General features: G+C 57.3%; 6 protein-coding genes, 2 tRNA genes and 5 rRNA genes. All 13 read right to left on the reverse strand.

Annotated elements, in window-relative coordinates:
- Positions 1 to 65: 65 nt before the first annotated feature.
- The 13 genes from pgaD to ACE04F_RS22955 all read right to left on the reverse strand — a co-directional run bounded on the left by pgaD (position 66) and on the right by ACE04F_RS22955 (position 14,771).
- Positions 66 to 569 carry a poly-beta-1,6-N-acetyl-D-glucosamine biosynthesis protein PgaD gene (gene pgaD, locus ACE04F_RS22895; protein ID WP_486110039.1) on the reverse strand — a complete coding sequence of 168 codons (504 nt, stop codon included), beginning with the start codon at positions 567 to 569 and terminating at the stop codon, positions 66 to 68.
- The gene (gene pgaC, locus ACE04F_RS22900) at positions 566 to 1,921 is read right to left on the reverse strand and encodes a poly-beta-1,6-N-acetyl-D-glucosamine synthase (RefSeq protein ID WP_305497636.1); all 1,356 of its coding nucleotides are present in this window, start codon (positions 1,919 to 1,921) and stop codon (positions 566 to 568) included. The genes pgaD and pgaC overlap by 4 nt, the downstream gene beginning before the upstream one ends.
- A gap of 1 nt (position 1,922) precedes the next feature.
- On the reverse strand, positions 1,923 to 3,920 hold the full coding sequence (gene pgaB / locus ACE04F_RS22905) for a poly-beta-1,6-N-acetyl-D-glucosamine N-deacetylase PgaB (protein WP_486110040.1): 1,998 nt from the start codon (positions 3,918 to 3,920) through the stop codon (positions 1,923 to 1,925).
- A 12-nt stretch (positions 3,921 to 3,932) separates the two neighbouring features.
- On the reverse strand, positions 3,933 to 6,416 hold the full coding sequence (gene pgaA, locus ACE04F_RS22910; RefSeq protein ID WP_486110041.1) for a poly-beta-1,6 N-acetyl-D-glucosamine export porin PgaA: 2,484 nt from the start codon (positions 6,414 to 6,416) through the stop codon (positions 3,933 to 3,935).
- Positions 6,417 to 6,658: 242 nt separating this feature from the next.
- A complete protein-coding gene (locus tag ACE04F_RS22915) occupies positions 6,659 to 8,164 on the reverse strand; it encodes a YdgA family protein (protein WP_486110042.1) in 1,506 nt (501 codons plus the stop codon).
- 156 nt (positions 8,165 to 8,320) lie between these two features.
- Positions 8,321 to 8,956: an NADH:ubiquinone oxidoreductase subunit N gene (locus ACE04F_RS22920; RefSeq protein ID WP_486110043.1), complete on the reverse strand. Its 636-nt coding sequence runs from the start codon at positions 8,954 to 8,956 to the stop codon at positions 8,321 to 8,323.
- A 176-nt stretch (positions 8,957 to 9,132) separates the two neighbouring features.
- Positions 9,133 to 9,248: ribosomal RNA gene (rrf, locus tag ACE04F_RS22925) — 5S ribosomal RNA — on the reverse strand.
- A 108-nt stretch (positions 9,249 to 9,356) separates the two neighbouring features.
- Positions 9,357 to 9,472 (reverse strand): 5S ribosomal RNA (gene rrf / locus ACE04F_RS22930).
- Positions 9,473 to 9,580: 108 nt separating this feature from the next.
- A 5S ribosomal RNA gene (gene rrf, locus ACE04F_RS22935) occupies positions 9,581 to 9,696 on the reverse strand.
- 148 nt (positions 9,697 to 9,844) lie between these two features.
- Positions 9,845 to 12,736 (reverse strand): 23S ribosomal RNA (locus ACE04F_RS22940).
- Between the two features lie 251 nt (positions 12,737 to 12,987).
- Positions 12,988 to 13,063: transfer RNA gene (locus ACE04F_RS22945), tRNA-Ala, on the reverse strand.
- A gap of 27 nt (positions 13,064 to 13,090) precedes the next feature.
- Positions 13,091 to 13,167: transfer RNA gene (locus ACE04F_RS22950), tRNA-Ile, on the reverse strand.
- A 65-nt stretch (positions 13,168 to 13,232) separates the two neighbouring features.
- Positions 13,233 to 14,771: ribosomal RNA gene (locus tag ACE04F_RS22955) — 16S ribosomal RNA — on the reverse strand.
- The 16S, 23S and 5S rRNA genes sit together here with 2 tRNA genes alongside, the layout of an rRNA operon.
- Positions 14,772 to 15,210: the final 439 nt, after the last annotated feature.

The raw sequence follows: 15,210 nt of genomic DNA on the forward strand, positions 1-15,210 counted from the left end.
GCATCACTGTTGCCTGACATGCCGCTATCGCGAGCAAGCTCGCTCCCACAGGTGTCTTGCGTTGACTACGCAGAATGATCAGCCGGCAGATGAATCACCTGCGGCCGCTCCAGCGGTGCCAGGGGCGGCGGTTGCAAGTCCGGGCTCAGCAGATGGAAGTGCGGCACTACGTGGCTGATGTCGCCATCCGGATTGTTATGGATGATTTTGGAGCCAGGCTGGCGCAGCGTTTCCAGACGTTCGTCAGTCAGCTTGAAACTTGCGCTCAGGCCTTGGTCATCCACCGCAGGCCTCGGCAGCCGACGCTGGGCGAAGCTGCGGCTCTTGCGCTGTTGATATCGCGCCCAGGTAATCAGGATGATTGCGTTGACCAGCGCGATCCAGCCATAGACCTGCAAGGTTCCCAGGGTATCGAACAGCGAACCGCCCAGGCGCGGGCCAGCATGGCTGTCGAACAACGGCCAGAGCCCATTGACCAGCAGATACAACAGCCCGACCCACGCCAGCACGGTAAAAAGCACATCGATGACCACCAGAAAAGGCCGCTGCCGGGTCCTGATAATTTTCATCGGATCACTTCCTCTTCTTCGTCATCGAACGGCTTGATCCCGCGATCCGGGCTGACCCAGCGCGCACGTTTCTGATGCTGCCCGAACAGCACCTTGGGGAAACTCACCAGGGTGGTGAAGAGGCTGATCAACCAGAACACCAACGGGTACCAGACCACCCAGAACATGATGTGCCACAAGCCTTTTTCGTAGCGACGGTCGATCAGGATGCTCACCGCGAACTGCATCAGGCACACCACCGCCAGCAACAGCCCGGTGAAGGCCGGCGGCATGAGGTGGTCCACCGCGATGGCGGCGGGCATCTCAATGAACTTGCCGGCGCCCCAGAAGATCACCGACAGCAGGAAGGTGAACGCCCAACCGGTGGACAGGCAGTATTCGAACAACAGCGGCCACAGGTAACGATGGCGGTATTGCCAGATGCCGCGGATGTTCTTGAACAGCACTTCGGCACCGCCCTGGGCCCAGCGCAGCCGTTGCCGCCACAGGCCGCGCAGGGTTTCGGGCATGAGGATCCAGCACAACGCACGGGGTTCGTAGAAGATGCTCCAGTGGTCCAGTTGCAGCTTCCAGCTGATGTCGATGTCTTCGGTGATCATGTCCGGGCTCCAGTAGCCGACCCGGTGCAGCGCCGTGCGACGGAAGGCGACGATCACGCCGGACACGGTGAAGATCCGTCCGAAGACCCGCTGGGTGCGCTTGATCAAGCCGATGATCGAGGAAAACTCACCGACCTGGACCCGACCCACCAAGGTTGAACGGGTGCGAATGCGCGGGTTGCCGGTCACCGCGCCGAGGCGGGCGTTGTCGAGCATCGGCGCCACCAGGTAGGCGCAGGTATTCGGTGCCAGCAGCGCGTCGCCGTCAATGCACACCAGGTATTCGCTGCGTGCGGCAATGGCACCCATGCGCAGAGCCACGGCCTTGCCCTGGTTTTCCGCCAGGTGCAGTACGCGCAGGCGAGGGTCTTCGGCGGCCAGTCGGTCCAGCACCTCGGCAGTGTTGTCCTTGGAGCCGTCATTGATCGCGATTACTTCAATGTTCGGGTAGTGCTGGCCCAGCGCTGCGTGAATCGTGTCGGCAACGTTATCGCCTTCGTTGAAGCACGGGATCAGGATGCTGATCAGCGGTTCGCCGGCCAGGGGCGGCGGCAAGGTGTCGTCTTTCCACGGCCAGTGGCGCTCCCAGTGCAGCCAGAAATACAGGCCGCCGGCGATCCACAGCCCGGACATGAACAGCGGGTAGAAGAATACGAAGTCCATCAGGAATTGCCCAGTGACCAGGAAGATCAGGCCCAGGGGCACCCCAAGGACGATCGCCAGCACCAGGACGGCGAGCAGTCTGTCGAGCATGTCAACGATTCCATTTGTTGGAGAGCGCAGGCCGCACGGCTTTCACGGCGGGCTGGTCTTCGATGAAGTTGTCCGGGTAGTAGCCGAAACTGGTCACGCCCTGGCGCTTGAGTCGCCCCATCCAGTCGGCCAGTTGTTCACCTTCGATGTCGGCCACCGGCTTGCTGTGCCAGTCGCGCGCTTGCAGTTCGAATACCGTGCGCTTGAGCGCACCGGGGCGAGCCTTGACGGTTTCCACCAGCCGTTCGAGCCAGGGCCCGGATTGCTCGCGGGTCTGCTTTTCCATCAATGGCATGGCCATCGGAGCCGTCCAATCGTAGGCGCCGAGGAAGTCATCGAGGTTCTGGGCGAACCAGGCCTCGCTCTGCGGGTTGAGCATCGGCTCGGCAAAGATATTGCGCGCCGTGCGCACCTCCGGACCACGAATTGCCCGGACCTTGGCCGTGAGTTCAGCGGTGAAGTCGATCAGGTAGCGGCTCTTGAAACGGGTCCAGCGCTGCATGGCCGCCGGGTCGTCGCGCAGGGCGGCGATGGAGGTCGGCAAGCCGTTGGCCGCATAGACTTTCATCGCGGCTGGGCCGGCATCCTCGAAGTCGGAGAACACCGCGTCGTCATGGTACAGAACGCCGTCCACCGAGCTCATCCGCGCCAGGTCTTCGTAGATTTCGCCGATGACCTTGCGCACGTTGGGGTCGAAGGGCGACAGGCGTACGTACTGGTCCGGGGCGACGCCAATCTTGCCGGTTTCAGGATCCCAGCGCTGTACACGCGGCAATTTCGGGTCCAGGGCAAAACTGAGCACCGGCATCCAGGCATACACCTTCACGTTGGCCCGGGTGCGCAATTGCCATGCGACCCGATCGAACAGATCGGCGCGTACCGGCAGATGCCGATTGGGGAAGTACAGCGAATGGACCAGGCCATCGCCCTTCGGGTCGGCAAAAGCTTGCAGGAAGACAGTGTTGGCGCCCAGATCGTAGACTCGCTGGACCAGCTTGCCGACGTTGGCCTCCTGCTGCACAGGGTCCGGATCGTAGACGTAATCCAGATCGACGTGGACCACCCGCATCGGGTCCATGGTCTGCACCGAGACGATGCTTTCGGCGAAGTGAGCGCCGTCCGGATCGGAGGCCACCAGGAAGCGCGGGCCGCTCATCAGGTTATCGAGGCTGTCGAGACCATCTTCCAGGGTCAGGGCCATCTGGTAGCCCTGGCTGCCAATCACCTGCAACGCTGTACCATCCGCCTCGCCGTATGGCCAGACCCAGACGCGCGGGCTGTAGCCGGTGACTTTGCGGATCTTCTCGGATATGGCCGTCACGTCCTTGCGCAGACGCGCCTGGAAATCGGCTTCCGCTTCATAGCGACCGGTGGCCGGATCGTAGCGCCGCGTGGTCGCCGCCGGCTGCTGGTTGCCTTGCGGGTTGGCGAGTACGCCTTTGTGATTGGCATCGGTGTGGGCGGCGATTTCCACCAGGCCTGATTTCGACACCTCGCGAATCTGCTCCCAGGTCAGGAACTCGGAACGCTTGCGCGGCACGCCGGCAAAATCCACCGGTTGATTCAGCGGCGTGTCGATCCAGCTGCCGACCGGGGCGAGGATGGCCGGCCAGTTATAGGCGCGCAGGATGGGCATGACGCGGGTGTAGAAACTGGAGTAGCCGTCGTCGAAACTCAGCAGTACCGCGCGCGGCGGCAGTTCGGGACCGCCGTTGCGGGCAGCGATGATCTGGTCGACCGTGACCGGCTGATAATTGTTTTCCCGCAGCCAGGCCAATTGCTCGATCAGGCGCTCGGTGCGCACGGCCACCAACGCCTGGTCGGGGTCGCGGTCTTCGACGTCGTGGTAGGCGATACCCAGCACGTGGTTTTTCGGCCATGGCGCATCGTTGGCCATCAGCGGCCGTTGCGAAGGCGGGGCAAATGCCGGGGCCTGCTGGGCACAAGCGCTGATCAGCAAGACTCCCAGCAGAAGGATGAATCGCGAAATGACGGGCATTTTCAAACTCTTCTAGAAGCGGTAGGTGAGGTCGACAAGCAGGCGCAGATCGCTTTCACGATCGCCGTCGTAAGGGCGGTTGAGCCAGCTCAGCGCGGCCCCGGCTTCAAGCACATCGTTCCAGAGCAAACGCTGGCCGTAGCTGAGCAAGCCCATGGCGCCGGTGCTGTAGTCACTCTGGCTGTAAGTGCCGGCACCGGCCTGGAATTGCTGGCTCCAGGTGGTTTCGTAGCGGCGATACAGCACATGATTGGCGCTCACGGTCGGCATGACGCTGAAGTCCGATTTCGGGTTGAAGTACGGCACTTCATTGGAGCCGCTGTTACGACTGGCACCGACTTCCAGGCCCAGCTCCACTTGCAGCCTCGGAGCGCTGTAGATGCCCTCGCGGCCGGTCAGCAAGGTTTCGAGGCGGTTGTTGCCATCGCTGAAGTGGGACGGGCTGACAGCCAGCCGCCACTCGCGGCTTTCATTGGCCCGCCACCGAACGAAACCGCTTCCACCATTGGCGCGAATTCCGCTGTTGAGGGCCCGCAACGGGGTATTGGCCGAGAGGTAGTCCAGGCTGCCGCCGTACTGCCAGTGATCATTGATGTCCCGAGCCACGGCTACTCGCGCGCCCTGTTTGTCACCGGAACCATACGAATGGTTGGAGACTTCCGCCTCCAGGGTCATGTCGCGGGTACGCCGCTCCACTCCCAGGCGCTGCCAGCGATGGTGGCCGGTGCCTTCCTCGAAGTCGCCGGTCGCGTATCCGGCACCGCCGAACAGCCGCCAGTCTTCATCGATGGGCGGGCTGTAGAGCAAGGTCTCGATACCAAAATCGCGGCTGCCGGTCACCGCGCCAGCGTCGCCATTGCCGCCACCGTAGCTCTTGCCGGTGTAGGCCTCGATGCGCAGCTCAGCCATGTCATGGACTTCGCGCTGGCGTTGCAGGCGCTTGACGTGAGCATTCTCGGGATAACGGGCGACGACGTCATCGGTAAGCGCATCCATTTGCCGCCACTCCTGCAGATCCATGGCGGCGCGGGCCTGGGCGACTTCCAGGTCGCGATTGCGCGGCGTCGTGGCCTCGACTTCCTTGAGCAGGCTTTCCGAACGTCGCGGCCATTCACGTGCCTGGTACAAATCGGCCTGGGCCAGGCGCAAGCCGATATTGCCGGGCCCCTGATAGACAAGAGCGTCCAGGCGCGCCTCGGCGGTAGGCAGATCGGCGCCGTAGGTACCCGCTTGGGCGGCCAGGAGCTGCGCGTCCATCCATTCGTCGTTGGGATTACCGATCGGCAGCCCCTTGAGTTCCACGCGGGCCGGCTGTGCTTTCGCCAGGTCTTCGGCCAGTGCGCGGGCCTCCTCGGATTTTTCGCTTTCCAGCAAGGCGTAGTAGAGCGCAGTGCTGTCTTCGAAGCGGTCCGCAGGATCTGCATCTGGTGCAATCAGCACGCGGCGGTAAAGATCGACGGCGATCTCCGGTTCACGTTGCTCCAGAAAGGAAGACGCCACCCAGCGCAGCGCGTAGGTTGGAATGCTGACCCCTTCAGCGACCAGCTTCTGGTACTCGGCGATCACCTCGGCCCGGCGGGCCCGGGCGTTGAGGGCGCCCATGCGGTCGATCCGCCAGCGCAAGACATCATCGTGGGCCTCGGCCACCGGAGTCCAGGTAGCGAGCAGTTTGTCGTAGTCCGCCAGCGCGCGATCGGCGATGACAAAACGTTCTGTTTCGCTGCGACTGGCCATATCCGCCAGGCGCACCCGCTCGGCCGCCACATCACCTTCGAGCCTGCGCTGCACGCCGCGATCGATCAGCCCGGGCTGAAGCCGGGCCAGACGCAGGGCCGGCTCAGGCAAACGGGCGCGTTGCAGGGCGTAGACATACTCGCGGGCGACCTCACGCTTGTTGCTGCCGGCACGGGTGAATGCCTGGTCGTATTCGAAAAGCGCTTCGTGAGGGTTGTTCGCACGCGTCAACGCATAGCCCAAGGCCAACCGGCGCATCGGATCTTCTGGCTTGGCGGCAACGAGGGCCCTCGCGCGACTGACGGCTTCATCTGGCTTGCCGGCATCGGCCTGGGTCAAGGCCAGACCCAGTTGCAGATCGGGGTTTTGCGGATCGATCTCCAACGCCCGGCGATACAACTCGATCGCCGGATCCCAGCGCTTGAGGTTGCGATAGGAGCGAGCAGCTGCGGTCAGCGCCTGAACCGGAAGGTCGCGGTAGCGGCCCTGGGTTTCGTAGACTTTCACCACCTCGGCGTCAAGACCGGCCCAACTGGCGATCTGCAGATGGTCACTGATCTGCGCGGTGCTGGCCTGGCCGACCGGCACCTGGCGCAATACGGACAACGCGGGCGTGTAGTGCCCCGCGCGGGCGTCGAGCACCATCTGATCATAAGCGGTATCGGCAAACGCCGCTGCCGACCAGCACAATTGGCTGCACAGCGCGACGCGAAACAACGGGCGCAAACCGAATTGAATAAGAGGACCCACAGTACGCGGCATTCGTCAGCATCCTTACATGGCCAGCCGGGTCGCAGTGCCCCCTTGCCCATCAAACAGAAGGCCGGATCAAAGGAACCCAGCCAAGCTCTAACGGGCCTATTTTTGCACTCTCGGGTGGGTCATCTTCCGTATCGCCATAATTCTTCAGAATCCATGCAGATTTCAGCGCGGCATTTTCAACGGACAAAAAAAACCGGCCCGTGCACAGGGCACGGGCCGGTTTCAGATGTTGCCTGGACGGGTTACTGAATGGCGACGCCGCCGCCCAGCTTGCTCATTACAAACGCGGTGAACTGCTCGACGGTCATCTTCTGGCCGTTGAAGTCGACCTGATTGTTGGCGTAGTGCAGGTTAGTGACCACGTCATTGCCTTCAAGCTTCGCCAGCTCGGTGCCCACCGCCATGGCGCTGAACATATCGCTGGTGGCAGTCGCCTGGTCGGCGATCAATTTGGCGTCGGTCTGGCCTTCCATCTGCGCTTGCACGGTCAGGAGATCCACCAGCATTGGCTTGGAAACCTTCACCTTGAAGTCCAGCAGAGCAAGCAATTGACGGCCCAGCTCATCGGGTGGCAGGTCCATGGATTGCGGCTTGGCCAGATCAACAACCAGGCTCGCGCGACTTTCGCCGTTAGCGGTATTGAACGAGAGGTTCTCCAGGGCCACTTGCGGGGCGCCCGCCAGGAGTTTTTCCAGGTCGGCTTTGACCTGCGCTTCTTCTGCCTCGGTGAGGTTCAGTTCCGGAGCCGGCTCGCCCGCTTCAGCGGCCTCGGCAGCCGCCTTTTCGTAGGGCTGCAGCTTGGCCTGGTAAACCTGCATCAGCGACATGGTGGCAGGGATGTCCAGGTTCTTCAGGCTGACCGCCATCTGTGCAGAACCGATGACCTTGTCGTTGAACGACAACTCGCCGATCTTGTAATCAGCGCGTCCCGAAGCACTGGTACCGTTCTCAGAGCTGTTGTTCTTCATTTCGAAGTTTTTCAGGCCCAGTACCGATTTAGGCTCGCCGAAGGTGGTCTTGCTGTTGCTCAGCAACAGGGTATTGTCGCCCTTGTAGTAACCATAGGTGCTTTTGGTCAGGTTGCTGGCCAACGTCAGGCCACTGAACTCTACCTGAACCGGCGTCTGATCTTCGGCGACGGTGGTCAACTTGAAGCTATCCATATAGCCGTCGGCCTTGATCTTCTCAGCCTGGGCGCTGGCGGCCACATCGATTTTCAGGCCGGAGAAGATCAGCTGGGATTGTTCATCCAGCTTGGTATCCAGAGGCAGCAGTTCGAACGTGCCGTTGGTGGATTGATCGTAACCGAGATTGAAGACGCCTTTGAGAGGCGATTTATCCTTAGCGGCAACGAACCACTTTTCGGTCAGCGGAGTCCGCTCCAGTTCGGTGTGGCTGGTGGCCATGACCGGCAACCATTTGAGCGTCATCAGTCGCGAGAATGGCAGTGGACCGTGTTCGATGTTGTCAACGAACAGCAGCTCGACCGGTTCGCCGCCGAACATCTCGCCTTCACCCTTGAGACGATAACGGGCGGTACTGCTGAAGGTGCCACGGTCCAGAGAGACCAGTTCAATCGAAGCGGTGCCATTGGAACCCGTCAAAGCCGTTTGCAGTTGCTTATTGCTGTCGGCAATAGCAGTTTGCAGTACGCCTTCGAGCTTGGTGCCGGTATACCAGGCGCCACCCGCACTGATTGCACCAACAACCACAACGATTCCCAGAAGTACGCTTGCTGATTTGTTCATGAGTGATCCGATCGTGTTCCATGGTTGAAAAGAGTCGTCTTCCTTGACCCGCAAGGGGCTGTGGCACGACGCGACAAAAGTGGTGGGGAGATTAGCATCAGGCAAGCCAGCAAGCCCAATGTTTAAAGGGGAAAAAGAGTGTTCTTGAGAAATGGTCTACGAATATTCGACTTCGATCTCGTCAAGTTGATGATCGAAGGTCTTCAGGCGGGCTGTCCAGGTGTAGACCAACACTTCGAAATCCCGATTGATCACCGGCGCACCCGATGAATCGTCACGCCCATCGTAGAAGTCCAGTTGATAGCGCTCCCGAGCCATCGCGTTGGCCACATCGCACAGCTCGCGAGCATTGTTAAGCCAATGCCAGTCGTCTTGCGCGACTTGCTTGTCCAGGGCGGCGCATTGAGCTTTCAGGGCCTCGAGGCTTTTCTCCAGCGGGGTCCCGGTGAGCTCACCCATGACTTCCTGAAACGTGCGTCCAGGCTGCCAATAGCTGCCCCAGAAATAACGGTCGAATACCGTTTCAACCCGGCGCAGCGCAACCTTGGTATCCCAGATCAAGACCAGTGTCTTGCCTTGCACAAGTTGCTTCTTCTTGATGCGCTGGCCTTGAAGAGACGCCCAGGCGACAATTGCGACAGAAATGACACCGATCAGCGCAGCCGCGCTATCCAGGAAAATCAGTGCCTTGTCGATATGGTGAGTCAGCATGACACCATAGAAGTAGGTGGCCGAAAGCAGCACCAAGGCCGCGACAGCGCACCAGAAGCCGGGAGCATAAGGGTTTTTCATTATTGGAATCCCCATGACCAGTCACGTCGCGGGCTGTTGCTGCCAACGCCCGACAATCAAAGCATAGCAACGGCCTGGGGGTTTGCCGGGGGGTGGCGTCAATTAGGACGGCGATCCGATTATCGGCTCCAAAAACGACAAAAACCCCTGTCTGCGACAGGGGTTTTGGAATTCAATCTTGACGATGACCTACTCTCACATGGGGAAACCCCACACTACCATCGGCGATGCATCGTTTCACTTCTGAGTTCGGGATGGGATCAGGTGGTTCCAATGCTCTATGGTCGTCAAGAAATTCGGTAACCAACCCGTTCAGGAACAACGTGTCGGTGAAAATCGAAGACTTCTACTAAAAACAAAACCCCTACCTGCGTCAGCAGATAGGGGTTTCGGAATTTAATCTTGACGATGACCTACTCTCACATGGGGAAACCCCACACTACCATCGGCGATGCATCGTTTCACTTCTGAGTTCGGGATGGGATCAGGTGGTTCCAATGCTCTATGGTCGTCAAGAAATTCGGTAACCAACCCGTTCAGGAACAACGTGTCGGTGAAAATCGAAGACTTCTACTAAAAACAAAACCCCTACCTGCGTCAGCAGATAGGGGTTTCGGAATTTAATCTTGACGATGACCTACTCTCACATGGGGAAACCCCACACTACCATCGGCGATGCATCGTTTCACTTCTGAGTTCGGGATGGGATCAGGTGGTTCCAATGCTCTATGGTCGTCAAGAAATTCGGTAGCCAGCGCGTGCCTTGCGGTCACGTTCCAGCGAATGGGTATGCGATAGTTTGTGGTTTTGACTCGAACTTTCGGTTCATCTCGTCTTCACACACCGCAATCTGGCCTCTTTCGAGTCTACAGATTGCTTGGGTGTTATATGGTCAAGCCTCACGGGCAATTAGTACAGGTTAGCTCAACGCCTCACAGCGCTTACACACCCTGCCTATCAACGTCGTAGTCTTCGACGGCCCTTCAGGGGACTCAAGGTCCCAGTGAGATCTCATCTTGAGGCAAGTTTCCCGCTTAGATGCTTTCAGCGGTTATCTTTTCCGAACATAGCTACCCGGCAATGCCACTGGCGTGACAACCGGAACACCAGAGGTTCGTCCACTCCGGTCCTCTCGTACTAGGAGCAGCCCCTCTCAAATCTCAAACGTCCACGGCAGATAGGGACCGAACTGTCTCACGACGTTCTAAACCCAGCTCGCGTACCACTTTAAATGGCGAACAGCCATACCCTTGGGACCGGCTTCAGCCCCAGGATGTGATGAGCCGACATCGAGGTGCCAAACACCGCCGTCGATATGAACTCTTGGGCGGTATCAGCCTGTTATCCCCGGAGTACCTTTTATCCGTTGAGCGATGGCCCTTCCATACAGAACCACCGGATCACTAAGACCTACTTTCGTACCTGCTCGACGTGTCTGTCTCGCAGTCAAGCGCGCTTTTGCCTTTATACTCTACGACCGATTTCCGACCGGTCTGAGCGCACCTTCGTACTCCTCCGTTACTCTTTAGGAGGAGACCGCCCCAGTCAAACTACCCACCATACACTGTCCTCGATCCGGATAACGGACCTGAGTTAGAACCTCAAAGTTGCCAGGGTGGTATTTCAAGGATGGCTCCACGCAGACTGGCGTCCACGCTTCAAAGCCTCCCACCTATCCTACACAAGCAAATTCAAAGTCCAGTGCAAAGCTATAGTAAAGGTTCACGGGGTCTTTCCGTCTAGCCGCGGATACACTGCATCTTCACAGCGATTTCAATTTCACTGAGTCTCGGGTGGAGACAGCGCCGCCATCGTTACGCCATTCGTGCAGGTCGGAACTTACCCGACAAGGAATTTCGCTACCTTAGGACCGTTATAGTTACGGCCGCCGTTTACCGGGGCTTCGATCAAGAGCTTCGCGTTAGCTAACCCCATCAATTAACCTTCCGGCACCGGGCAGGCGTCACACCCTATACGTCCACTTTCGTGTTTGCAGAGTGCTGTGTTTTTAATAAACAGTCGCAGCGGCCTGGTATCTTCGACCGGCGTGGGCTTACGCAGCAAGTGCTTCACCCTCACCGGCGCACCTTCTCCCGAAGTTACGGTGCCATTTTGCCTAGTTCCTTCACCCGAGTTCTCTCAAGCGCCTTGGTATTCTCTACCCAACCACCTGTGTCGGTTTGGGGTACGGTTCCTGGTTACCTGAAGCTTAGAAGCTTTTCTTGGAAGCATGGCATCAACCACTTCGTCACCCAAAGGGTAACTCGTCATCAGCTCTCGGCCTTAAGATCCCGGATTTACCTAAGATCTCAGCCTACCACCTTAAACTTGGACAACCAACGCCAAGCTGGCCTAGCCTTCTCCGTCCCTCCATCGCAATAACCAGAAGTACAGGAATATTAACCTGTTTTCCATCGACTACGCTTTTCAGCCTCGCCTTAGGGACCGACTAACCCTGCGTCGATTAACGTTGCGCAGGAAACCTTGGTCTTTCGGCGTGGGTGTTTTTCACACCCATTGTCGTTACTCATGTCAGCATTCGCACTTCTGATACCTCCAGCAAGCTTCTCAACTCACCTTCACAGGCTTACAGAACGCTCCTCTACCGCATCACTTACGTGATACCCGTAGCTTCGGTGTATGGTTTGAGCCCCGTTACATCTTCCGCGCAGGCCGACTCGACTAGTGAGCTATTACGCTTTCTTTAAAGGGTGGCTGCTTCTAAGCCAACCTCCTAGCTGTCTAAGCCTTCCCACATCGTTTCCCACTTAACCATAACTTTGGGACCTTAGCTGACGGTCTGGGTTGTTTCCCTTTTCACGACGGACGTTAGCACCCGCCGTGTGTCTCCCATGCTCGGCACTTGTAGGTATTCGGAGTTTGCATCGGTTTGGTAAGTCGGGATGACCCCCTAGCCGAAACAGTGCTCTACCCCCTACAGTGATACATGAGGCGCTACCTAAATAGCTTTCGAGGAGAACCAGCTATCTCCGAGCTTGATTAGCCTTTCACTCCGATCCACAGGTCATCCGCTAACTTTTCAACGGTAGTCGGTTCGGTCCTCCAGTCAGTGTTACCTAACCTTCAACCTGCCCATGGATAGATCGCCCGGTTTCGGGTCTATTCCCAGCGACTAGACGCCCTATTAAGACTCGCTTTCGCTACGCCTCCCCTATTCGGTTAAGCTCGCCACTGAAAATAAGTCGCTGACCCATTATACAAAAGGTACGCAGTCACCCAACAAAGTGGGCTCCCACTGCTTGTACGCATACGGTTTCAGGATCTATTTCACTCCCCTCTCCGGGGTTCTTTTCGCCTTTCCCTCACGGTACTAGTTCACTATCGGTCAGTCAGTAGTATTTAGCCTTGGAGGATGGTCCCCCCATATTCAGACAAAGTTTCTCGTGCTCCGTCCTACTCGATTTCACTTCTAAGATCCTTTCGCGTACAGGGCTATCACCCACTATGGCCGCACTTTCCAGAGCGTTCCGCTAAAATCAAAGAAGCTTAAGGGCTAGTCCCCGTTCGCTCGCCACTACTAAGGGAATCTCGGTTGATTTCTTTTCCTCAGGGTACTTAGATGTTTCAGTTCCCCTGGTTCGCCTCTTGCACCTATGTATTCAGTACAAGATAACCATCTTATGATGGCTGGGTTCCCCCATTCAGACATCTCCGGATCACAGTCTGTTTGCCGACTCCCCGAAGCTTTTCGCAGGCTACCACGTCTTTCATCGCCTCTGACTGCCAAGGCATCCACCGTATGCGCTTCTTCACTTGACCATATAACCCCAAGCAATCTGGTTATACTGTGAAGACGACATTCGCCGAAAATTCGAATTTCTCAACTAAGAGAACTCACAAATTTTACCTTAGCCTGAGCCGTTACCAGTGAAAGTAACGTCCAGTCTATCTTTCTATCACATACCCAAATTTTTAAAGAACGATCTAATCAAAAGACTAGAAATCAACATTCAGGCACTGTACGGTGGAATGCTCATTTCTAAGCTTTAAACGTTGGTACCAATCTGTAATGGTGGAGCCAAGCGGGATCGAACCGCTGACCTCCTGCGTGCAAGGCAGGCGCTCTCCCAGCTGAGCTATGGCCCCGTATCGCTACAGGGGACACCATGAAATTGGTGGGTCTGGGCAGATTCGAACTGCCGACCTCACCCTTATCAGGGGTGCGCTCTAACCAACTGAGCTACAGACCCAATCGTCTTCTTCAATGAATCAAGCAATTCGTGTGGGAGCTCATGGAGCCGCTGCGGTCGTCGATTAAGGAGGTGATCCAGCCGCAGGTTCCCCTACGGCTACCTTGTTACGACTTCACCCCAGTCATGAATCACACCGTGGTAACCGTCCTCCCGAAGGTTAGACTAGCTACTTCTGGTGCAACCCACTCCCATGGTGTGACGGGCGGTGTGTACAAGGCCCGGGAACGTATTCACCGCGACATTCTGATTCGCGATTACTAGCGATTCCGACTTCACGCAGTCGAGTTGCAGACTGCGATCCGGACTACGATCGGTTTTGTGGGATTAGCTCCACCTCGCGGCTTGGCAACCCTCTGTACCGACCATTGTAGCACGTGTGTAGCCCAGGCCGTAAGGGCCATGATGACTTGACGTCATCCCCACCTTCCTCCGGTTTGTCACCGGCAGTCTCCTTAGAGTGCCCACCATAACGTGCTGGTAACTAAGGACAAGGGTTGCGCTCGTTACGGGACTTAACCCAACATCTCACGACACGAGCTGACGACAGCCATGCAGCACCTGTCTCAATGTTCCCGAAGGCACCAATCCATCTCTGGAAAGTTCATTGGATGTCAAGGCCTGGTAAGGTTCTTCGCGTTGCTTCGAATTAAACCACATGCTCCACCGCTTGTGCGGGCCCCCGTCAATTCATTTGAGTTTTAACCTTGCGGCCGTACTCCCCAGGCGGTCAACTTAATGCGTTAGCTGCGCCACTAAGAGCTCAAGGCTCCCAACGGCTAGTTGACATCGTTTACGGCGTGGACTACCAGGGTATCTAATCCTGTTTGCTCCCCACGCTTTCGCACCTCAGTGTCAGTATCAGTCCAGGTGGTCGCCTTCGCCACTGGTGTTCCTTCCTATATCTACGCATTTCACCGCTACACAGGAAATTCCACCACCCTCTACCATACTCTAGCTCGACAGTTTTGAATGCAGTTCCCAGGTTGAGCCCGGGGATTTCACATCCAACTTAACGAACCACCTACGCGCGCTTTACGCCCAGTAATTCCGATTAACGCTTGCACCCTCTGTATTACCGCGGCTGCTGGCACAGAGTTAGCCGGTGCTTATTCTGTCGGTAACGTCAAAACAATTACGTATTAGGTAACTGCCCTTCCTCCCAACTTAAAGTGCTTTACAATCCGAAGACCTTCTTCACACACGCGGCATGGCTGGATCAGGCTTTCGCCCATTGTCCAATATTCCCCACTGCTGCCTCCCGTAGGAGTCTGGACCGTGTCTCAGTTCCAGTGTGACTGATCATCCTCTCAGACCAGTTACGGATCGTCGCCTTGGTGAGCCATTACCTCACCAACTAGCTAATCCGACCTAGGCTCATCTGATAGCGCAAGGCCCGAAGGTCCCCTGCTTTCTCCCGTAGGACGTATGCGGTATTAGCGTCCGTTTCCGAGCGTTATCCCCCACTACCAGGCAGATTCCTAGGCATTACTCACCCGTCCGCCGCTCGCCACCAGGTACAAGTACCCGTGCTGCCGCTCGACTTGCATGTGTTAGGCCTGCCGCCAGCGTTCAATCTGAGCCATGATCAAACTCTTCAGTTCAAACATCTTTGGGTTTTGAGAAAACCCTAAACTTGGCTCAGCAATCGTTGGTTACATCTTTGATTTCTCGCGGAGTAACTTGTGATGCTGATAATCTGTTGACTAGCAGTCTGACTCCACAAGCACCCACACGAATTGCTTGATTCAGTTGTTAAAGAGCGGTGGGTTGAGCCTTTCGTCTCAACCGAGGCGCGCATTCTACAGCGCCCCGTGTATCTGTCAAGCGGTTATTTTAAGAAGTTTTCAAAGTTTCGCTTGGAAATCCTTAACAACTTCAACCACTTGCGCTTCCGATCTCTCGTTAGCGGGAGGCGAATTCTACAGCGTTAGTCGCTGCTGTCAACACCTCTTTTTTACCGCTTTCGACCGAGAGGATCGAACCGTCGACAGCCCCATCAAACCGGCCTGCCCACTCCTTCCGCGCTTCGATGAACTGAAG

Source organism: Pseudomonas sp. AGC41 (assembly GCF_057334555.1).